Origin of the sequence: Candidatus Sulfurimonas marisnigri (genome assembly GCF_015265475.1) — a bacterium.
GTDB lineage: Bacteria > Campylobacterota > Campylobacteria > Campylobacterales > Sulfurimonadaceae > Sulfurimonas > Sulfurimonas marisnigri.
Map to the genome: position 1 here is coordinate 361,825 of NZ_CP054493.1, position 21,464 is coordinate 383,288.

A 21,464-nucleotide genomic window follows, 5' to 3' on the forward strand; every position below is an offset into this window, starting at 1 on the left:
ACTTATAATAAGATAGTTTAGAAAATTGAGGTCTACTTTGAATAGAATTAATAATTTGACTAGCGTTTTTCATATAGCAATTATAGCAATGTTTTTGTTAAGTTTGAGTGGATGTGGGTACAAAGCAGATCCATATTATTTAGAAGAGGCACCGCAAAGCGATGAAAATGTAAAGTTCATCATTAAAAAGCCAAACGATAAAAGTAATGAAAAATAGATGAAATATGATGTAATTATAGTAGGTGCTGGAGTAGCTGGTCTTTATGCTGCGTTGCACCTACCACGAGATAAAAAAGTTTTAATAATAAATAAGAGAGAAACATTTAAATGCAATAGTTTTTATGCTCAAGGCGGCATAGCGTTAGCAGTAGATAGTGATGATATACCTCTACATGTAAAAGACACTCTTGATGCTGGAGCAGGTCTTTGTGATGAAGAAGCTGTAAGAACTCTGAGTGAAAACTCTAGAGAAGCTATAGATAATCTGATAAAGCTTGGCTTTGAATTTGATAGCGATGAGGAGGGGAATCTTTTATATACCAAAGAGGCTGCACATTCAAAAAATCGTATTTTGCATGCTGGTGGAGATGCAACTGGAAGGTGTATGCACCACTTTTTACTCTCAAAGAACCCACATCCAATGCTTGGAGACGCTAGAGTAGTTGACCTGCTTATAAAAGATGGTGAATGTTACGGAGTAACTGTTCTTGACCATAGAGAAAGCAGAAATATATATGCAGATAGTGTGATACTTGCAAGTGGAGGAGTGGGCTCACTCTATGAGTACCATACAAATGCTCCTTGTATTAGTGCTGATATGCAAGGTCTTTGTGTAATGAAGGGTATAGAACTCGAGCACATGGAGATGATGCAGTTTCACCCAACTGTATTTGTAAAGAGTGAATATGCACAAAAGCTTCTGTTGACAGAAGCTCTTCGCGGTGAGGGTGCAACAGTGGAAGATGAGTATGGAAGAAGATTTTTATTTGATTATGATGAGAGAGGTGAGCTTGCATCAAGGGATATAGTAAGTAAAGCAATATATGATTATAGTAAAAAAACAGGTCTTAAAACATACCTTAACCTTAGTAATTTTGAATATCATTACTTTACACTAAGGTTTCCAAATATATTTAAAAGTTTGCAAGATTTAGGTTTTGATGTTCCAGCCCAAAGAGTACCAATATCTCCAGCTTTTCATTATGCTATTGGTGGTATAAAGAGTGATTTGCACGGTAGGGTTCCAGATGTAAAAGGTCTTTATGCCGTCGGTGAAGTTGCCTCCACAAAAGTTCATGGTGCAAATAGATTGGCATCTAACTCTCTTTTGGAGGGGTTGGTATTTTCTAAAAGAGCTGCTCTTACTATTTTAGATTTACCTAGTAGAAAAAAGTTTATAGAGTTTGATGTTGTTGATGATGTAATGAGTCTTCAAGGAGATAAAGAGAAAAAAAATCAGCTACGTCGAATAATGTGGGAAAATGTCTCTATTGTTAGGACAAAAGAGGGATTAACAAAAGCTTTAGAGCAAATTAATGCTCTTTTAAATGAAAATATTGGTAAACTTCTGAAATTTCGTTTACTTACGGCAAGAGAGATGGTTACTCACGCACTCTCTAGAGATAAGTCTATTGGAGTACATATAATGATTGAGGAGAAAGAATGACAACAGGACCAGGTATAGGAGCACACGCAGTTGACCTAGCAGTAGAACCATTTGGTTGGTTTTTACTAGCAATATTTGTAATAGGATATTACTTTATTGCAGCAGAGGAGAAGTATGATATAAATAAAGCTAAGCCAGCCTTATTTACAGGTACATTTATGTTTATGTTGCTGGGTGTTTATTATGCATATAATGGTTTGAATTTTGAACCATTTGATACAGAAATAGCACACCTTATTTTAGAAATAGCAGAAATTTTCTTCTTCTTATTTGTTGCCATGACATATATTGAAGCACTTATAGAGAGAAATGTTTTTGATTCACTAAAAGAGAAGCTTATTCTATCGGGATATGATTATAAAAAGCTTTTTTGGGTAACTGGTATTTTAGCATTCTTTATTTCTCCAGTAGCAGATAACTTAACAACAGCCCTTATACTTTCTACAGTTTTAATAACAATAGAAAAAGATAATAAAGCTTTCTTGGTTCCAGCAGCTATAAACATTGTTGTTGCAGCAAACGCAGGTGGTGCATGGTCTCCATTTGGTGATATTACAACTCTAATGGCATGGTCATCAGGTAAAGGTCACTTTATAGATTTCTTATTTTTATTCCCAGCATCTATTATTGGTTGGGGAATTACAGCATTCTTGTTGAGCAAATTTGTTCCAGAGGGACATCCTAAAAGAGTTGAAAATGCTGAACCTGTTCATATTCATCACGGTGGTAAAGTTATTATAGGACTTGGTATATTGACTATTGCTTTAGCAGTAATTGGAAAACAGGTTATGCATTTACCTCCTATGTGGGGAATGCTGTTTGGTCTTTCTCTTCTTCAGCTTTACGCTATTAAACTTAAAAAACATCATGATCACGATATTCAAATATATAAATCTGTTTCAAAAATTGAGAATGATACACTACTGTTTTTCTTTGGTATATTAGCGGCAGTTGGAGCATTACATTTCGCAGGTTTCTTGGCTCATGCTGTACAGCTTTATGATATGTTTAATCCAACTTATGTAAATATTGGTGTTGGATTTTTATCTGCAATTGTAGATAATGTTCCAGTTATGTCAGCTGTTTTAAAATCAAATCCAACTCTTGAATTGTCTCAATGGATGTTAGTTACTCTAACAGCAGGTGTTGGTGGTTCTTTGATTAGTTTTGGTTCTGCTGCTGGTGTTGGTGTTATGGGTAAACTTCACGGTATTTACACTTTTGGCTCGCATATGAAATTTGCTTGGGCTATTCTAGTTGGATATATTGTATCTATTGTTGTTTGGTATATTCAGTTTGATGTTTTAGGTCTATATATCAAATATTAATCTAACTTATTGTATCCTTTCACTATCGAAAGGGTACATACCCCTCAAAGCCGTTTTTGGCACTTCAAAACACTCTTATTAAAGGCATTTACATGACAAATGTTAGCATTATCGTATTAGATTTTGGTTCTCAGTACACACAACTTATCGCTCGTCGTCTTCGTGAAGATAAAATTTATTGTGAAATTCTCCCTTACCACACTTCCGTAGAAGAGATTAAAGCAAAAAATCCTCAAGGGCTTATCCTTAGCGGTGGTCCATCTTCTGTTTATAACAAAGATGCTTACGTGGTTGATCAAGGCGTTTACTCTATGGGTATCCCTATTTTAGGTATCTGTTACGGTATGCAAAGAATAGCAGTTGATTTTGGCGGTAGCGTTATCCGTTCAAGTCACCATGAGTACGGTAAAGCTGAACTTACTATAAATAATATTGACGAAAAATGTTCCCCTCTTTTAGCTGATTGCGATGATGGTCGCATAGTTTGGATGAGTCATAGCGACAAGGTAGATGTGCTTCCAGATGGTTTTGCTCCTATTGCTACTTCTGCTAATTCACCTTATGCAGCAATCGCAAATGAAGAAAAGCGTGTTTACGCTATGCAGTATCACCCTGAAGTTCAACACTCTGAAGAGGGTTACTTAATGCTTCGTAACTTTGCAAGAAATATTTGTGGAGTAACTGAAAAATGGAAGATGGAGCACTTCTTAAAAGAGCAAATAAAAATCATACGCGAAAAAGTTGGAACTGGAAAAGTTCTTTGTGGATTAAGCGGTGGTGTTGACAGTTCTGTTGTTGCTGCTATGCTTTATGAAGCAATCGGTGACCAGTTAATTCCAGTATTTGTAGATAACGGTCTTTTAAGAAAAGGAGAGAGAGAGCAGGTTGAAGAGGTTTTTAAAATCAATTTAAAAACACCTCTAATTACTGTTGATGCTGTTGATAACTTTTTAGGAAAATTAGCAGGCATTTCAGACCCTGAAGAGAAAAGAAAAATAATCGGTCATACTTTCATAGAAGAGTTTGAAAAAGAGGCTAAAAAGCATGATGGCATTAAGTTTTTAGCTCAAGGGACACTTTATCCGGATGTTATTGAGTCTATAAGTGTAAATGGTCCCTCTGAAGTTATCAAGTCTCACCATAATGTTGGCGGTCTTCCTGATTGGATGGATTTTGAACTAATAGAGCCTTTAAGAGAATTATTTAAAGATGAAGTACGTAAAATTGGACTAGAGCTTGGTCTTCCAGAAGGTATGATTAACCGTCATCCATTCCCTGGACCAGGGTTAGCTATTAGAATTATGGGTGATGTAAATGTACCTGATTTAACTATTTTACGAGAGGCTGATGTTATTTTGCTAGATGAGTTAAAAGCTAGTGGATATTATGCTAAAACATGGCAGGCATTTGCAGTTTTATTAAATGTAAAATCTGTTGGTGTAATGGGTGATAATCGTACTTATGACAATACTGTCTGTGTAAGAGTTGTAGAAGCAGTTGATGGAATGACAGCAACATTCGCTCATCTTCCACATGATTTACTAGAGAGAATATCAAGAAGAATCATAAATGAAGTAGATGGAATAAACCGTGTAGTTTACGACATTAGTAGTAAGCCACCAGCAACTATTGAGTGGGAGTAGAGATTTAATCTCTATTTTCATGGCAAGACAAATTTATCTTTTCTCAACTTCCTCTCATCCCAAAGCTACATGTATCAATTCTTTAAATATTAGATATTTAAATCCAGATATTGATTTTAGCAAATACGACTATCTGATAATAACCTCAAAACAAGCTATAAAAGCTCTAAATCAATACAATATAAAAGACTTTATTCATCTCCCAGCACTTTGTGTATCCTCTAATACTGCTACAGAATATAAAAATATTGGTGGCAATATTTTAGTTGCAGGAGAAGGATATGGAGATGGTTTACTTGAAAAAATAGAAGAGTTTTCAAAAGAGACTAAATGGTTATATTTAAGAGCGCAAACAGTAGCTTCAGATTTTGCACAAGTAGCTAAAAAAAACGACTATAAAATAGATGAAAAGATACTCTATGTAAGTGAGTGCTCAGAAGAAACATTAAATCTACATGTAGAAAATAGTGCAACTCTTATCTTTACTTCACCATCATCAGTGGAGTGTTTTTTGAAAACTCATACAATAGCTTCAGACTCAAAAATTATAGTAATTGGTAAAACTACGGCAAAGTCAATTCCAAAAAATATCGAGTATAAAGTATCGAAAGAAACTTCTATTGAAAGTTGTATAGAGTTGGCTTTATCATTCTAACATATTCTAACAAACTTTAAGAAACTTTTATAATTTATTCTAATATAATGGCTCAAATTTATAGTCCAATACAAAAATAAAGGTTATTGAATGTTTTTCTCACCAAGCAAAAAGCATAATGAAGAGATAAAAGCTTTAGAAGAAGAAATTTCATCTATGAAAAAAGAGTTAGAATTTTATAAAGAAAGTTTTGGATTTTCACAAGAAGAGATAATTATATCTGTTTGTAAAAGTGGAGAGATTAAACATAGAAATGCTCTTGCAAACAAAATGATAAAAGTTGATAGAGAACTTTTGGCTGAACTGAAAAAAGGTCAAAACAGTATAGATGTAAGTGGATGCAGTGGAAGTGTAGCGTCAAAGCTTCTTTCAAACGGAGAAACTATATACAGTATACTTAAAACAGATATTAGAAATTCAAAAGATAGCACAGTAATGGCTAAACGTCAACATTCAATTAGCTATGCTCTTGCTGATTCTCAAAAAACATATGCAGGTATGTTGACAGAGTTAGAACAGATGAGAAAAGAATCATCACAAATTGCTACTGAATCAAAAGATGGGTTAGGATTGATTATAGAATCTGTTGAGAATATGGATGCACTTGCTCAAAATATGGAAAGCACTAGAGAGAGTACTTCATCTTTAGGCACAAGGTCAAATGAAATATCAAGTGTTGTAAACCTTATTGAGGATATAGCTGACCAAACAAACTTATTGGCTTTAAATGCAGCTATTGAAGCAGCAAGAGCTGGTGAACACGGTCGAGGCTTTGCTGTAGTAGCAGATGAGGTGCGTAAACTAGCAGAGAGAACTCAAGTTGCAACAAAAGATATATCTATAGTAGTTCGTGCAATGCAACAAGAAAGTTCTTCGGCTCAAGAGAGTGCAGAATCTACGAGCACAATAGTTAATGAAACTAAAGAGAGAATAGAAGCTCTTAAAGATAAAATAATTTCTTTTGAGAAAAACGCTTCAAGAAGTGTTTATGAAGTAGAATATATAAGTGATAAAATATTTGTGTCTTTAGCAAAAATAGATCATGTAATCTATAAAAACAATGTATTTGCTCTTTTATTTGGTGAAGAGAACAGCTTTAAAAAAGTTGACCACCATAATTGTAGATTAGGTAAGTGGTACACAGAAGGTGCAGGTAAACAAGAATTTTCAAAAACAAATGCCTACTCTAAGCTTGAGAAGCCTCATTCTATTGTTCATTCAGTTGCAAATATATTGGCAGAAGAGTGTACTGGCAGTGAAGCTATTTGCTCTATGGGCAAAATTGAGGATATGGTTAAAGAGATTGAAGATGCTTCATTAGACGTATTTAAATATCTTGACGAGATGGTTGTAGAAAAATCAAAAATTCAGATGAAATTAGCAGTCGTTAATTTGTTTGATCAGGAGAATAAAAAATGATTAATATAGCAGTAATAGATGATGAAATAGAAATTTTGTCGATGATAGATAAGTACTTGTCGCGAGATAAGAACAACAGTGTTAAAACTTATAATAACCCATTGAATGCACTTAGTAGCATAAGTAACTCAACAGATGTAGTTTTACTTGACATAATGATGCCGCAAATGAATGGACTTGAGCTTTTACCAAAGCTTAAAGAGAAATGCCCAGATGTTAAAGTTATTATGATGACTGCATATTCTACTTTGGATAAGGTTCTTGAAGCTCATCGTCAAGGAGCAGAACACTACCTTATGAAACCATTTAGCTCTCTTGATGCTATAAGTAAAAAAATTGACGAGGTACTTGCTAAATAATATGAGTGAATTTAGAAGATATGGCATACTTTTTGTATTTTCAATACTCTTTTATGTTCCAACCTCCCTTTTTATCAATCATGTATACAGCTTAAGTCTTGAAAAGTACATCGAACACGAAAGGGTCTCAAAGAAAAATATATTTGATCTTTTAAATGTTAAACATCCTGAAAACTACAAGGGGATAGAGAATCTTTTAAAAGAAATGCAACAGATATTAAAAGATAAATATATGCTAGTTAATTTTGAAAAAAATTCATTAAATATATTTGAATCGTATACTCTAATTGAACTCAAAGATAAAATAGACAAAAAGCAGCAAGCAGAAATTTCTAACAACGTTAGAGACAAAGATATCTTTGTAAATCAAGTGAATATAGACAAATTATGGTATTTTTTGACATTTATAAAGATGAATAATACTCAAAAATATATAGTTTCATTGTCAATCTCTGAGGATGTACTTGATTTAGAAAAAAATAAACAAATTTCACATATTATGCTTTTAGCAGTGCTGTTGACAATGTTGATTTTACTCAATATTGCGCTAAAGCATACACAAAAGATAAAAAAATTAAATAAGACATTAAGTGAAAACCTAGAGCGATTACAAATAGTTTTGGATGCTGTCCCTTTACCTATATTTGTTAAAAACAAACATAATGTATATATTGAGTGTAATAGCGCCTATGTCGAACTTACCGATGTAGACAGAAATGAAATATTGAACCATAAAACAGATAATATCTTACCAGAATATTTAGCCGAAGTTCACGCAAAAAAAGATTTAGAACTTTTAAGTTGTGACAATATTCATTATAAAGAGATATATAACTCTAGAGATAACAAAACGGTTATATATGAATTTTTTAAAACAGTTTTAAAAAAAGATGGAAAATATAATGGCTATATTTGTGCCATGGTTAACGTAACAAGACATGAAGAACAAGAGGCATATTTAGAGCGAAGGGTTGGAGAACTAGTCCCCCTTTTAAATAATGAGGTTATAAAAAATATGACTTTAGCAAAAGAGCATGAGGAAGCTCGAATGAGAGATGTTAAGTTCAGTGTTATTGGGCAGCTATCAGCAGGAATAACACATGAGATAAACACTCCTTTAACTTATATTAAAGGTAATGTTGAGATGATGAAAATGGATTTAGAAGATCTGGAAGATTCAAACACAAAGAAAAACCTTTTGGAAGATTTTGCACATGTAAGCAGTGGAGTTGCAAAAATTGCTACAATAATTGAGTCTATGAGAGAAATGTCTCAGCATACAAAAGAGAGTTCTGAGGTTGTAAATATTTATAATACGATTGCGGTATCTTTGGTTATGGCCTATAATCGCTCAAAATATATAAGTAAAATATATCTAAATGAAAAAGAATTTAATCTTGGTTTTAATATGAAAGAGTTTGTATTTTTATCTAATGTTCAAGAACAGAGAATAGAGCAGGTTTGGGTTGTAATGGTAAATAATGCACTTGATGAACTACAGAAAAAAGAGTCTTACGATGATAGAGAACTATTTATAGATTGTAAAGAAGAAGATGAAAAAATTATTGTAACTTTTAGAGATAATGCTGGTGGAATTGATGCAGAAATTTTAAATAATATTTTTGAGCCGTTTGTCTCAAGTAAACCTCAAGGAGGAATGGGGGTAGGTTTAAGCATAGCTAAAAAAATTGTGCTTGACCAAAAAGGAGATATAGATGCTTCTAATGATAAAGATGGAGCAATATTCAAAATAACTCTTCCAAAAGCCTAATTCATAAAAAAATCAAGTAATTTTTAGTATAATATATTTATAGTCTGGGTAGTTCGACATATCGCAATAATGAGGGTTCTACATATTCAAACCGCGAACTAGTAGTTCTCTTATGTGTCGGTGCTATCGTTTGAGATACGTTAACTCTGTCGAGATAATGCCGCCTTTAAAGAGTTCTCTCTTCGCCCAAATACGGCTTTTAGAACCAAGCCAAATGCGAGACGGCTACTCGGGCTTATTTTATGAAGTATTTGTTTAGTTTATTTTTTATAATTTAAATAAATGTTTTTTAATCAGTATGGAGTGTGTGAATGAAGATCTTAATATTAGGTAGTGGTGGCAGAGAGTACTCAATAGCTCGTGCAATAAAAAATGAAGCTGATGGTCATGAAATATTTTTTCAACCTGGAAATGGCGCAACAAATAATTTAGGAACAAACTTAAATATTAAAGATTACAATGAACTTGTGATATTTGCAAAAGATAATGAGATTGAATTGACTATAGTTGGTCCTGAGGCTCCTCTTGTTGATGGTGTTGTTGATATTTTTAAAGCTAATGGACTTGTTATTTTTGGACCAAGCAAAGAGGCTGCTCAACTCGAGGGTTCAAAAGTTTATATGAAAAACTTTTTAGCAAAGTATAATATCCCAACCGCACGTTATATTGAAACTGCTTCTATTGAAGATGCTTTTAAATTTACTGAGACTCTAACTGCTCCAATTGTTGTAAAAGCTGATGGGTTATGTGGTGGTAAAGGTGTAATAATTGCACAAAACCATGACGAAGCAAAAACTGCAATCTCCGAGATGTTAAGCGGAAAAAGTTTTGGTGATGCAGGACTGAAAGTTATTGTTGAAGAGTTTTTGGATGGTTACGAACTCTCTATGTTTGCAGTTTGTGATGGAGAAGATTATATTTTACTTCCAGCAGCACAAGACCATAAAAGACTTTTAGATAACGATGAAGGACCTAACACAGGAGGAATGGGTGCATATGCCCCAACACCTTTAGTGGATGAAGAGTTGTATCAAAAAGTAAGAGATAGGGTGATTCGTCCAACTTTAGATGGAATGAAAAAAGAGGGTGCTCCTTTTGAAGGTGTACTCTTTATTGGAGTTATGGTTGTTAACGGTGAGCCGATTACATTAGAGTTTAATGTTCGCTTTGGTGACCCTGAGTGTGAGATACTTATGCCTCTTATGACATCAAGTGTGAGCGACATGTTTTATAAAGCTGCAACAAACAGACTAGGCGAGATAAAAGTAGAGTTCTCAAAGCAGTATGCTGTTGGCGTTGTGATGGCGAGTGGAAATTATCCATATAAAAGCTCAATTCCTGCAGAGATAATAGTAGACAATGTTCACCATGAAGAGATAGAAAAATATACTCATATCTCTTACGCTGGTGTTAGTATGGTTGATGAGAAGCTTTATGCCGATGGAGGAAGAGTCCTGGTTTGTGTTGGGATTGGAGATAGTATTAGAGAGGCAAGAGACAGAGCATATTTAAGATGTGGTCAAGTCCATTTTGCAGGTAAAAAAATAAGAACAGACATAGCTTATCAAGCTCTTTAGGAAGTATAAAAAGTGAACGACGATATTCAGGATATACTTCATCGAGAAAATATAACACTTGCATCAATTAAAAAGAGAAGCTTAGCTTTTTTAATAGATGAGATGCTACTCTCTTTTTTACTTATTATAGCTCTTGGAGACTCTTTCTTTGAGGCTAAAACAATGGAAGAGATGATAATATTAACAAATACATTTGTTTTAGAATATATGGCTATGAAGGTTTTTTATCAAGCTTTTTTTATTACTCAGTATGGAGCAACTCTTGGTAAAATTGCTATGAAAATAAGAGTTGTAGATATAAAAACACTTCAAACGCCAAATGTAATAATCGCTCTTAATCGTGCCATAGTTAGAGTAATTAGTGAAATGTTTTTTTACCTTGGATTTGTTTGGGGTATGATGGACTCTTCACGTCAAACATGGCACGATAAAACTGCTAAGACTTTGGTTGTAAATGCTTAAAGTCCTCGTTTTATTTATACTTTTTATTCCTTACCTTAGCGGTGATGATAAAGTTGAAGTATATGCTACTAAAATGGATACTAAAGATAATGTTGTAAAAGCTTACGGAGAGGTTATAGTAGTTTATAAAGAGTCTCATTTAAGTGCCCAAAGGGCAGTCTATGACAGAAATAGTGGTGAGTTGGAACTCTTTGGAAATATTCGTGCAACACAAGGTAGTGACATAAAGCTGCTTGGAGATTATGCGAAGTTAAATATAGCAAATAAAGAGAGAACATTTAAGCCGTTTTATATGTCTGAGCAAACATCAAATGTATGGTTGAGCGGATCTAAAAGTTATGCAAAAGATGATAATATAGAGATTACTTCTGGTGTGATGAGTGGTTGTAATCCCAGCAATCCACTTTGGAAAATGGAATTTACATCATCTGAGTACAACACAAATACAATGTGGCTTAGTCTTTATAATGCAAGATTGTATATCTATGATATACCAGTTTTTTATACTCCTTACTTTGGATATTCATTAGATACAACCAGAAGAACTGGGGTTTTACCACCTATATTTGGATATTCCAACAATGAGGGCTTTTACTATGAACAGTCACTCTTTATTGCTGAACAAAATTGGTGGGATTTAGAGCTAAAACCTCAGATTAGAAATCAGCGTGGTTCAGGGATATATTCTACATTTAGATTTGTAGACAGCAAAGTCTCAAAAGGAAGTTTGGTAACTGGTTATTTTAAAGAAAAAGAGAACTATTTTCTAGAAAACAATTTGGCAAACGAAACTCATTACGGATTTAATTTTAATTATGACAACAGTGACTTTATAAATGAGTGGTTCTCAGCTAAGTTAAAAGGTCAGTCGGGTATATACGTAGATATAAATGATATGAATGATGTTGAATATATAAATTTATCAACAAGCGATACTACACTAACTTCAACGGCGACACAGGTGATTTCAAGAATTAATATTTTTTATAACAATGACACAGACTACTTTGGTGCATATTTCAAATACTACAAAGATTTAACACAAGAGAGCAATGAAAAAACTATTCAAAATCTTCCATCATTTCAGTATCACAGTTACTTAAGCACACTTCTTAAGGAGCATCTTTTATACAATTTAGATGTGAAAACAAATAATTATTCAAGATCAGTCGGTAAAAGTGCTATTCAGACAGATATAAATATACCTATAACATTGCAAGCATCACTTTTTGATGAGTATATAAATATCTCATATAAATCATATCTGTATGCTCAACATACAGGATTTAAAGGTGAAGAGGAGATACCAACAAGCGATGAGTATAATAATGGTTTATATGCAAGAAATTCACATTCACTATCTGTTTCTTCTCAGCTTACACGAGCTTATGATAAATTTACTCACGTAGTAGATTTTGGTTCTCAGTATATTGTTGGTGGAACCGAGACAAGAGATGGTTATTATGAAGATCAAAAAGATTACTGTTCTCAAAATATTCATAAAAGTGAAGATATTTGTGAATTCTATAATATTTCTGATATAGAAGAAAATTTAAACCTGTTTTTTTCACAGTATGTCTATTCAGATGATGGACAACAGATTATTTATCATAGATTATCACAAAACATCTCGTATGAAGATGCAAATGGCGGAGTTGGAGAGCTTGAAAATGAACTAGAATATAAGATTACTGATAGCATTAATTTTTATAATAATATGTTTTATAACTATAACGAGAGAGATGTGTCTAAAAACTTCAATAAAATGTCTTTTCATGGCTATGGTTTCAATATAGCGTTATCACACATGTACAAAAATAGTTTTTTGCCAGGAGCTACTAAGACAAACTATATGACTTCTAGTTTGAAATATGATTATAATAAGCACTACTCTTATAATTTTAGATATGATTACGACTTGCAAGAAGATTATAAAAAGAGTATGGAGATTGGTTTCTTATACAAGAAAAGATGTTGGGATTTCGGACTTAGATATGTTGAAAACAACAGACCTATACTTGATCAAAATGGAGTATCAGATTCAATATATGATAGATACATATACTTAACAATAGCACTTAAGCCAATAATGTCATCAGATAATAGATCATCTGATTTCGTTTATAGAATACCAGATAGTTCAGAGGGGAATTGATTATATGAAAAAATATAAACATATACTTAAAAATCGTGAAGATGCTGCACATAAACTAACTGATGTTATCCCAATGCAAAGATTTAAAGATGAAAAATGGAAATTGGTTGCTGTTTCAAGAGGTGGCTTGGAACTTGCACACTATTTAAGAAAAAAATATTCTAACAGTATTGATTTTCTATTTTCAGAAGCTATCATGGCACCAAATAACGATGAGTGTGAAATAGCAAGAGTAAGTGAAAGAGAAGAGATAGTGATTAATGAAAAACTTGTCTCTGCCTTTGAGGTACAGTACGATTATATATATGGTGAAGCTCAAAGAAAACATGAAGAGAAAATATTGAGTTATATATACCAGTACAGAAAAGGAAAACACTTCTCATCGATGCAAGATCAAATAGTTTTATTGGTAGATGAGGGAAGTGAAACTGGGCTAAAATTTATGACAGCACTAAAAACAGTTCTTGCTCAAAAGCCAAAAGCCGTTTATATAGCGGTTCCAGTTATACCAAGTGATGTGCTAGAGCTATTGGAACCATTTGCGGATGATATATATTTTCTACATAATATAGATGATTATGTTGAAACATCACTCTACTATGAAGATTTAGAGAAGATAGATGAAGAAAAAATTGAAAAATTATTAGGAGAAAAGAATGAAGTATGATGTAAAAGTAGAGCTTTTAAATGCAGAGCAAGAGTATAATTTTAGTGATATAGCAAAGCAGGCAAATGGCTCTGCATGGGTAAAAAGTGGTGATAGTGTAATACTTGCTACAGTTGTTATTGATGAGACAGAGATTGTAAAAGATGATTTTTTGCCACTAACTGTTCAGTATATAGAAAAAACATATGCAGCTGGTAAAATTCCTGGTGGATTTTTTAAACGTGAGACTAAACCGAGTGATTTTGAAACACTTACTTCTCGTATAGTTGATCGCTCACTCCGTCCACTATTCCCAAAAGGCTTTGGACACCCAACGCAGATAACTATTTTAGTATTAAGTGCTGATAAAGAGTGTGATTTACAGGTTCTAGCACTTAATGCTGCGTCAGCTGCACTATATATTAGTGACATAGATATAAATACTTCTGTATCTGCAGTTCGTGCTGCTAAAGTTGATGGAGAAATAGTTTTAAGTCCAACTCTGCAACAGCTAAAAAATTCTACTCTAGATCTATATCTATCTGGGACTAAAGAAGATATTCTTATGATTGAGATGAGATCTATTGGTTCAGAGAAATTTGATAACACTTTGGTTGTTGACCCACTAATGGATCCAACGATGAGCGCTCCTATATTATCAACTCGTACTTCAAATGCTATAAGTGAAGATGAACTTATAAAGGTTTTTGAGCAAACTCAGAGGGTACTTTTTGAGAATAATACTAAGCTTGAAGACTCTTTTAAACCTTTTAAAAAAGACACATTAGCAATTGAGTACAAAGCACATGTAATCAATGAAGAGATGGTTTCATTTGTAAAAGATAATCACATGTCAGATATTAAAGATGCTATGAATCAAATGGCAAAATCAGAACGCTCAACAGCTCTAAGACAACTTAGAAAAAGAATAATAAAGAACAATATTGAGTGGGAAGAGATAGAGCTAAAAGATGCAATAGAAAAAGTAAAAAAAGAGCAAGTTAGAGCTCAAATTTTAAATGATAGAACTCGTGCAGATGGAAGATCTTTAACTGAAGTAAGACCTATCTCTATTAGTACAAATGTACTCCCTTCTGCTCACTCATCATGTCTGTTTACACGTGGACAAACGCAAGCATTAGTTGTTCTCACAATGGGCGGACCTAAAGATGCACAGATGTTTGAGGCCTTGACAGATGAGGGAACACAAAATGAAAACTTTATGGTTCACTATAATTTTCCTGGTTTTAGTGTTGGTGAAGCATCTCCTATTATGGGAACAAAAAGAAGAGAACTAGGGCATGGAAATTTAGCTAAAAGAGCACTTGAGCCTATTATAAATCTCGATGGACAAACAGTTCGTTTAGTTTCTGAAATACTGGAATCAAATGGTTCATCTTCAATGGCAACAGTTTGTGGAGGGTATATGGCACTTCGCGCTGCGGATGTTGAGACTAGTGATGTAGTAGCTGGAATTGCTATGGGTATGGTTTCCAAAGGTGAAAAATATGCCATTCTTTCTGACATTATGGGCTTAGAAGATCATGATGGTGATATGGACTTTAAGGTTACTGGTTCAAAAGATGGAATTACTGCAATGCAGATGGATATTAAACTCGGCGGGATTAGTTTAGATGTTTTAAAAGAAGCACTTTACCAAGCCAAAGAGGGTAGAAGTCATATTATAGACATAATGATAGACGCTGAAGAAAAAATAGAATTTAATGACGGGGTTCTTCCTAGTACAGACTTCTTTCACATAGACCCTAGCTTTATAGGCGAGATTATTGGTCAAGCAGGTAAAACTATTCGTGAAATGATAGAGAAGTTTGAAGTGGCGATTGATATCGATAAAAAAGATGGAAAAGTTAAAATAACAGGCAAAAATAAAACGGGAGTTGCTGGAGCTAGAGAACATATAAATGGCATAGTAAATGCACCAAAGGTTGAAAAAGTTAAATATGAAGTTGGCGAAAAATATGAAGGAACTGTAAAAAAGATAGTTGATTTTGGAGCCTTTATAGAACTTCCAGATGGAACAGACGGACTTTTACATATCTCAAAAGTCTCAGACCAAAGAGTGGAGAAAGTATCGGATGTATTAAGTGAAGGTGAAAAAATAACAGTTGAGATATTGGAATTTAAAGGAAATAAAATTTCTTTAGGCCGCGCGTAAACTACTATCTGCATATTTACAACAACTCTACATGTAGAGTTGTTTACATACAATATTTTAAAATATTAAACTACCTTTTAGCACTTTTTATGTATAATCGCCCATCAAATTTTAGTAGGGAAATCTTTGCATTTATGTTTGGATTGCTGTATTCTTTAGAATATGGTTACGCTAGCCGAAAATTTTTGTAAAACATATTGGAGAAATACATGAAAAAAGTTCTATTTTTAATGGTAGCATTAGCTACTGCTGCATTCGCTGCTGATGGAGATGTTGCAAATCAAACTCTTAAAGCTTACTCAATGATCGCTGCTGGTCTTGGTCTTGGTCTTGCTGCTCTTGGTGGAGCTATCGGTATGGGTCATACTGCTGCTGCAACAATCGCTGGTACTGCACGTAACCCAGGTTTAGGTGCTAAACTAATGACTACAATGTTCATCGCTCTTGCAATGATCGAAGCACAAGTTATCTATGCACTTGTAATCGCACTTATCGCTTTATATGCGAACCCATATTTAGGTTAATCAACTTAAATATACCTCCGTTGGCTTCGGCCAACACTCTATTTTTATATGCGATTGTGGTGGAACGGTAGACACGCAGGCTTGAGGGGCTTGTGCCGCAAGGTGTGAGGGTTCAAATCCCTCCAATCGCACCACAAACAAATCCATTATCAAATAATAAAACAACCTTCTCTAAAATAATCAATACTATATTTACTATATAAAACATCATATGAAGTTTTTTATGTTAAAATTAACAAAAAAATTAAGTACTATTAAGGCTATCGCAATGCATGATGTAAGAGAAAATCAATGAGTATAAAAAATAAAATCCTTCTATTTATAACTTTTATTCTTTCAATATTTTCTTTTGCTCTGTTAACTATTATCGAGGTGCAACAAGAAGAAGATATGAAAATACTTCAAACAGAGTATTTAAAAAATACAAAAAATTTATATGAAAAAATTAATAAAAAATACGAAAATTTTTACTCTGATAAAATTTTATTTAACTCCAACTTTTTTTATGTGAAAGAAGCAATTAAAAGTAGAGATAAACAGCTTTTATATAAACTTTCATCTGACACATTCATAAGACTTCAAAAAGAGAATCCAAATCTAGTTATTATGAATTTTCACCTTCCGGACAATACTTTGTTGTTGAAAATGAATCAACCTCATGAGACATATATGTACAAAAATAGAAGTCTTTTGGAAAAAGTACATAAAAGTAAAGAGGCGGCTGCAGGATTTTACAAAGATGAAGATTATTTGGCATATAGAATTATGCAACCTATATTTTATTCTGAAGAGTATATTGGAGTTTTGGAATTGGGTATTAATATAGATTATGTTTTAAAAGATATGAAACATTATTCAAATATAGAAGGTGTTATGTTTATTGAAAATAAGTTAACATATAAAACTATTGAAAACATTGAAATACTTGATAATATATTTGAGTTTAGTGATATCATAAAAACAAGAAGCAGTGTCTATTTAAGCTACTTTTTTAGTATAAAAAACAGTGAAAATATATCTGTAGCAAATATTCATTTTTTCAAAAATATAACAAAAGAGGCAAATAAGTTTAAAAAAGATGAACAAATTATATCTACGCTTTTAGCTGGAATGGTTTTTTTAACATTGCTTGTTGTCAGTTTTGGACTTAAAAGAAGCCTGAAAAATCTGCAAGATAGCTACGATGATTTTAGTGAACATAAAGATATGGTGGATGATAACATAATTATTGTCGAGACCTCGTCAGATGGTACTATTGTAGGAGTTAGTAACAGATTCTGTGAAATAAGTGGATATAAAGAGAAGGAATTGATTAGTAAACCATTTGAGATGATAATGGATTCTGAGATAGCAGAACAAACAAACAAGAGTATTAAAGAAAGCTTACAAAAAGATGGAGAGTGGAGCGGTGATTTAAAAAACAGAACTAAAGATGGAAAAATATATTGGCTTAGTAGCAAAACAGAGTCAAAAATAAAAGATAAAAAATTAATATGTTTCAATCATATTATGCATGATGTCACATATAAAAAAATAAATGAAGATCTTCTTCTTGGTGATGAACTAACCAACATGTACAACAGAAGATATTTTAATGATCTTTTTCCAAGAACAGCTAAGGGTATAAAAAGAAATGGTGGTTGTTTTAATCTTATAGTTTTAGACATAGATGATTTTAAAAATTATAACGATATTTATGGGCATGATAATGGTGATAAGGCTATTGTAGATATATCAAATGTTATAATAAAGTCTTTTAGACGTCCTGATGATTTCTGCTTTAGGCTTGGCGGAGCAGAATTCGGTATTATATTTAAATCAGCTAATGAGGACGAGGGGTATTTATATACGCAAGTTCTCAGAAAAAATATAGAGATGATCCGTATTAAACATGAGGGAAATGTTATATATAAAGTTTTAACCGCATCATTTGGTCTAGTTTCTGTTATGAGTGATAATATAGGTGATGAAAAAGAGATTTATAAATTAGCGTATGAACATCTTTACAGAGCAAAAGAAGATGGTAGAAACAAAGTTATTCGTAAACTTGCATAGATAAATTAAAGGATATTTAATGAAAATCGCAAAAAACATTACAGAACTTATTGGTAATACCCCAATGATTGTATTAAATACACCATCAAGATTAACTGATGCAACTATTATTGGAAAGTGTGAGTTTATGAATCCTACCAGCTCTGTGAAAGATAGAATAGGCTTTAATATGATTAGACGAGCACAAGAAGCTGGTAAAATAATCAAGGGTACAACAATCATTGAGCCAACAAGCGGAAACACGGGGATAGCATTGGCAGCAAATTGTGCATCGCAAAAAATAAAACTAATTTTGACAATGCCTGAATCTATGAGTTTGGAAAGAAGAAGCCTTTTAAGATCTTTAGGTGCAGAGCTTGTTTTAACACCCGCTTCGGAGGGTATGAATGGTGCAATCAATAAAGCAGATCAGTTACACAAAGAGATTCCAAACTCTATAGTTCTGCAACAGTTTGAAAATTCGGCAAATCCTGAAATTCACATGTTAACAACAGCTAATGAAATTTTAAATGATACTGGTGGCAATATTGATGCCTTTGTTGCAGCAGTTGGCACAGGTGGAACTTTGAGTGGTACGTCAAAAGTTTTAAAACAACATGTAAAAAATATAGCGATATTTGCGGTAGAACCAAATGATTCAGCAGTATTATCTGGAAATAAAGCAGGTCCACATGCTATTCAAGGTATTGGTGCCGGTTTTATACCTAAAACATTAGATATAACTGTTTATGAAGAAGTTATAAGAGTTAGTAATGAAGATGCTATAAATACAGCAAAAATGTTAGCAAAAGAGGAAGGGTTGCTTGTTGGAATATCTGCTGGCGCAAATGTATATGCAACAATGCAAATTGCTTCTAGAGAAGAGTTTAAAGGTAAGACATTGGTAACAATTCTTTGTGATACGGGAGAGAGATATCTAAGTACGGCACTTTTTAGTGAATAAGATTTTTTTAGAAACTATTAGGGCAGTTGATGGTGAGATTTTAAATATTTCATATCATCAAAAAAGATATGAAAGTGTTTTAGAATCTTTTGGTATTAGTGAGTATATGAATTTAGAAGCTCTTTTAAACCCTCCAAAAATAAGTACATGTAGATGTCGTTTAACATATGATATATCTAAGATACCACATCTAATAGATATTACATATCATGAGTATAAACAAAGAGATATTAACTCTTTAAAAGTTGTTTTTAGTAATGATATTGAATACGCAATAAAATCTGTCAGTAGAGATGAAATCAATGCTTTATATAATAAAAGAGATGATGGTGATGATATACTTATTATAAAAAACTTGCTTGTTAGCGATACAAGTATTGCTAATATTGCTTTTTTTAGTAAAGGAGAGTGGATTACTCCAAAAAGCCCACTTTTAAAAGGGACAACAAGAGCTAGACTTCTAGATGAAGGAAAGATAGTAGAAGCTGATATAAAAGTTCAGGATCTTAGAAGTTTTTCAAAAGTAGCACTTTTAAATGCAATGATTGATTTTTATGTGTTAGATAGATGTGAGTTTTTGATATAATTTCGAAAAAAGGATAATACTTGCTAGAAAATGTAATAGAAAATAAAGATTTTGCAGATTTAATGAAAACAAATATACATAACTTGATAATCCACCTATTTGAAAAAGAACAAAATTTCGGAATTCTTTGCAAGATAGCTGACGTTTCTTTTGAGCCTCCTCTTCCAGAAGAAATAAATAAAGAGTTTAGAGAGATGACACTCTTTTTCTTGGCAGGTTATACATTTGAAACAGCAATAATAATAGGTGATAATTTAGTTTTTGAAGCAGGATTTGGAGCAGATAATTTTGGAAGTTTGGTCAGTGCCCCACTTTTGAGTATTATACAAGTTATAGTAGATGAAACACCATTACTTATAAACTTGGCTAGTTACAACAAAAAGATTAAGGTCGATAAAAAAGTAGATAGTGGTGGCGTTGAGAATTCAATGGCTTCATTTTTGTCTAACCCTGAAAATTCTAAGTTTTTAAAATAAATTTTAAAACTTAGAAAAACCATCTTTTTAAAATTTCTAAATATAGTTTATGATATATTCAAAGATAATAAATAGTTTACTACATTATCAACAAAAGCATCATGCTTTCTCTCTTTAAGGTAAGCAATATAAAAATTTCTCTCAATTTTATAATTTTTAAGTCTAGCCTCAAAAAGTCTACCATCTTTTAACTCTTGAGCTATTACATGACGAGACATGACAGATACGACAGGTCGCTCAGAGTTTTTATCTGCATGTAGGATAGACTCTTTAATAGCAGTTGGGCTTCCAAGAACACCAAGAACACTGAAGTTATTACACTGAACACCAATCTCTTCAAAAACTTCAGAAGTTAACTTTCTGGTGTGAGAATGTTCATCTCTGCAGATCCAATCAAAGGCCATCATATCTTCTACAGTTAAGTGTTTTTTTATAGGTTGATTTGAAAATACAACTAGTTCATCTAAAACCCATTCCCTATATACAATACCATCTCTAAAAACAGGAGATTCAATAAGCGCAACATCTATTTTTTTGTCCTGTAGTTGGTCAATTATATCAATTGAAAGAGCAACATTCATATAAACATTGTTATCAATTCTTTTTTTGATATCACAAAGGTAGTTTGGTAAGATATAGTTTCCAATTGCGTTGGATGAACCCATAACAAAAGTAAAGTCTTTGTTGATAATTTTCAAAAGTTCTTTTTCACTTCCTGCTATTGCTTTTTCAAGTCTTGAAGCAATTCTGTAAAGGTCTTCACCCTCTTTTGTTAGCAAAATCCCATTCTTCTTTCTATCAACAATCTTCGTATCTAGGTAGTCTTCAATAAATTTTATTTGCTGAGTAACAGCAGGTTGTGAGATTCCAAGTTTTGCAGATGCTTTTGAAAAACTTCTCTCTTTTATAACCATCAAGAAGGTTTGTAATTTCGCAAAATCTTTTAACATAATAATTCCTATAAGCTTAAATAATAGTCAAAATTATAACTCAAAATTATAATTAATGCAATAGGTTTGTAAT

Annotated in this window: 19 protein-coding genes, 1 tRNA gene and 1 pseudogene; 20 read left to right on the plus strand and 1 reads right to left on the minus strand. The window is 32.7% G+C overall.

The window, feature by feature from the left end; all coding sequences use genetic code 11:
* Positions 1-37 precede the first annotated feature (37 nt).
* The 20 genes and pseudogenes from HUE87_RS01885 (at position 38) to HUE87_RS01975 (ending at position 20,441) form a co-directional block, all read left to right on the plus strand.
* Complete coding sequence (locus tag HUE87_RS01885; protein ID WP_194367980.1) at positions 38-217, plus strand: lipoprotein; 180 nt, start codon at positions 38-40, stop codon at positions 215-217.
* On the plus strand, positions 218-1,666 hold the full coding sequence (gene nadB / locus HUE87_RS01890; RefSeq protein WP_194367062.1) for an L-aspartate oxidase: 1,449 nt from the start codon (positions 218-220) through the stop codon (positions 1,664-1,666).
* Complete coding sequence (gene nhaD / locus HUE87_RS01895) at positions 1,663-2,994, plus strand: sodium:proton antiporter NhaD (RefSeq protein ID WP_194367063.1); 1,332 nt, start codon at positions 1,663-1,665, stop codon at positions 2,992-2,994. The genes nadB and nhaD overlap by 4 nt, the downstream gene beginning before the upstream one ends.
* Before the next feature lie 92 nt (positions 2,995-3,086).
* Entirely contained in the window at positions 3,087-4,637 is a 1,551-nt protein-coding gene (gene guaA, locus HUE87_RS01900; RefSeq protein ID WP_194367064.1) for a glutamine-hydrolyzing GMP synthase, read from the plus strand.
* 19 nt (positions 4,638-4,656) lie between these two features.
* A complete protein-coding gene (locus tag HUE87_RS01905; RefSeq protein WP_194367065.1) occupies positions 4,657-5,292 on the plus strand; it encodes a uroporphyrinogen-III synthase in 636 nt (211 codons plus the stop codon).
* 594 nt (positions 5,293-5,886) lie between these two features.
* Positions 5,887-6,249, plus strand: a pseudogene (locus tag HUE87_RS12600) (methyl-accepting chemotaxis protein); the annotation flags it as partial.
* Between the two features lie 63 nt (positions 6,250-6,312).
* Positions 6,313-6,711, plus strand: coding sequence for a CZB domain-containing protein (locus tag HUE87_RS12605; RefSeq protein ID WP_229855300.1), 399 nt, complete (start codon positions 6,313-6,315; stop codon positions 6,709-6,711).
* Complete coding sequence (locus HUE87_RS01915) at positions 6,708-7,070, plus strand: response regulator (RefSeq protein ID WP_194367067.1); 363 nt, start codon at positions 6,708-6,710, stop codon at positions 7,068-7,070. The genes HUE87_RS12605 and HUE87_RS01915 overlap by 4 nt, the downstream gene beginning before the upstream one ends.
* Before the next feature lies 1 nt (position 7,071).
* Positions 7,072-8,841, plus strand: coding sequence for a sensor histidine kinase (locus HUE87_RS01920; RefSeq protein ID WP_194367068.1), 1,770 nt, complete (start codon positions 7,072-7,074; stop codon positions 8,839-8,841).
* Between the two features lie 311 nt (positions 8,842-9,152).
* Positions 9,153-10,418, plus strand: a complete 1,266-nt coding sequence (gene purD / locus HUE87_RS01925) for a phosphoribosylamine--glycine ligase (RefSeq protein WP_194367069.1) — start codon at positions 9,153-9,155, stop codon at positions 10,416-10,418.
* 12 nt (positions 10,419-10,430) lie between these two features.
* On the plus strand, positions 10,431-10,880 hold the full coding sequence (locus HUE87_RS01930; RefSeq protein WP_194367070.1) for an RDD family protein: 450 nt from the start codon (positions 10,431-10,433) through the stop codon (positions 10,878-10,880).
* Positions 10,873-13,035: an LPS-assembly protein LptD gene (locus HUE87_RS01935; protein ID WP_194367071.1), complete on the plus strand. Its 2,163-nt coding sequence runs from the start codon at positions 10,873-10,875 to the stop codon at positions 13,033-13,035. The genes HUE87_RS01930 and HUE87_RS01935 overlap by 8 nt, the downstream gene beginning before the upstream one ends.
* Positions 13,036-13,039: 4 nt before the next feature.
* A complete protein-coding gene (locus HUE87_RS01940; RefSeq protein ID WP_194367072.1) occupies positions 13,040-13,702 on the plus strand; it encodes a phosphoribosyltransferase in 663 nt (220 codons plus the stop codon).
* Complete coding sequence (locus tag HUE87_RS01945; RefSeq protein WP_194367073.1) at positions 13,692-15,857, plus strand: polyribonucleotide nucleotidyltransferase; 2,166 nt, start codon at positions 13,692-13,694, stop codon at positions 15,855-15,857. The genes HUE87_RS01940 and HUE87_RS01945 overlap by 11 nt, the downstream gene beginning before the upstream one ends.
* A gap of 209 nt (positions 15,858-16,066) precedes the next feature.
* Positions 16,067-16,381 carry a F0F1 ATP synthase subunit C gene (locus HUE87_RS01950; RefSeq protein WP_194367074.1) on the plus strand — a complete coding sequence of 105 codons (315 nt, stop codon included), beginning with the start codon at positions 16,067-16,069 and terminating at the stop codon, positions 16,379-16,381.
* A 50-nt stretch (positions 16,382-16,431) separates the two neighbouring features.
* A tRNA-Leu gene (locus tag HUE87_RS01955) sits at positions 16,432-16,515 on the plus strand.
* Between the two features lie 157 nt (positions 16,516-16,672).
* Positions 16,673-18,436 carry a sensor domain-containing diguanylate cyclase gene (locus tag HUE87_RS01960; protein ID WP_194367075.1) on the plus strand — a complete coding sequence of 588 codons (1,764 nt, stop codon included), beginning with the start codon at positions 16,673-16,675 and terminating at the stop codon, positions 18,434-18,436.
* Between the two features lie 19 nt (positions 18,437-18,455).
* Positions 18,456-19,379: a cysteine synthase A gene (cysK, locus tag HUE87_RS01965; protein WP_194367076.1), complete on the plus strand. Its 924-nt coding sequence runs from the start codon at positions 18,456-18,458 to the stop codon at positions 19,377-19,379.
* Positions 19,372-19,965, plus strand: a complete 594-nt coding sequence (locus tag HUE87_RS01970) for an aminotransferase class IV (RefSeq protein ID WP_194367077.1) — start codon at positions 19,372-19,374, stop codon at positions 19,963-19,965. Before cysK ends, HUE87_RS01970 begins: the two co-directional genes overlap by 8 nt.
* Positions 19,966-19,985: 20 nt before the next feature.
* A complete protein-coding gene (locus tag HUE87_RS01975) occupies positions 19,986-20,441 on the plus strand; it encodes a hypothetical protein (RefSeq protein ID WP_194367078.1) in 456 nt (151 codons plus the stop codon).
* 47 nt (positions 20,442-20,488) lie between these two features.
* On the opposite strand, the gene HUE87_RS01980 is transcribed toward HUE87_RS01975, so the two are convergent.
* Positions 20,489-21,391, minus strand: a complete 903-nt coding sequence (locus HUE87_RS01980; RefSeq protein ID WP_194367079.1) for a LysR family transcriptional regulator — start codon at positions 21,389-21,391, stop codon at positions 20,489-20,491.
* Between the last annotated feature and the right edge of the window lie 73 nt (positions 21,392-21,464).

Bases quoted from the DNA above. Each gene is read 5' to 3' on its own strand.
- nadB (WP_194367062.1), top strand. From the start codon at position 218: ATGAAATATGATGTAATTATAGTAGGTGCTGGAGTAGCTGGTCTTTAT.
- nhaD (WP_194367063.1), top strand. From the start codon at position 1,663: ATGACAACAGGACCAGGTATAGGAGCACACGCAGTTGACCTAGCAGTA.
- guaA (WP_194367064.1), top strand. From the start codon at position 3,087: ATGACAAATGTTAGCATTATCGTATTAGATTTTGGTTCTCAGTACACA.
- HUE87_RS01905 (WP_194367065.1), top strand. From the start codon at position 4,657: ATGGCAAGACAAATTTATCTTTTCTCAACTTCCTCTCATCCCAAAGCT.
- HUE87_RS01915 (WP_194367067.1), top strand. From the start codon at position 6,708: ATGATTAATATAGCAGTAATAGATGATGAAATAGAAATTTTGTCGATG.
- HUE87_RS01920 (WP_194367068.1), top strand. From the start codon at position 7,072: ATGAGTGAATTTAGAAGATATGGCATACTTTTTGTATTTTCAATACTC.
- purD (WP_194367069.1), top strand. From the start codon at position 9,153: ATGAAGATCTTAATATTAGGTAGTGGTGGCAGAGAGTACTCAATAGCT.
- HUE87_RS01935 (WP_194367071.1), top strand. From the start codon at position 10,873: ATGCTTAAAGTCCTCGTTTTATTTATACTTTTTATTCCTTACCTTAGC.
- HUE87_RS01940 (WP_194367072.1), top strand. From the start codon at position 13,040: ATGAAAAAATATAAACATATACTTAAAAATCGTGAAGATGCTGCACAT.
- HUE87_RS01945 (WP_194367073.1), top strand. From the start codon at position 13,692: ATGAAGTATGATGTAAAAGTAGAGCTTTTAAATGCAGAGCAAGAGTAT.
- HUE87_RS01950 (WP_194367074.1), top strand. From the start codon at position 16,067: ATGAAAAAAGTTCTATTTTTAATGGTAGCATTAGCTACTGCTGCATTC.
- HUE87_RS01960 (WP_194367075.1), top strand. From the start codon at position 16,673: ATGAGTATAAAAAATAAAATCCTTCTATTTATAACTTTTATTCTTTCA.
- cysK (WP_194367076.1), top strand. From the start codon at position 18,456: ATGAAAATCGCAAAAAACATTACAGAACTTATTGGTAATACCCCAATG.
- HUE87_RS01980 (WP_194367079.1), bottom strand. From the start codon at position 21,391: ATGTTAAAAGATTTTGCGAAATTACAAACCTTCTTGATGGTTATAAAA.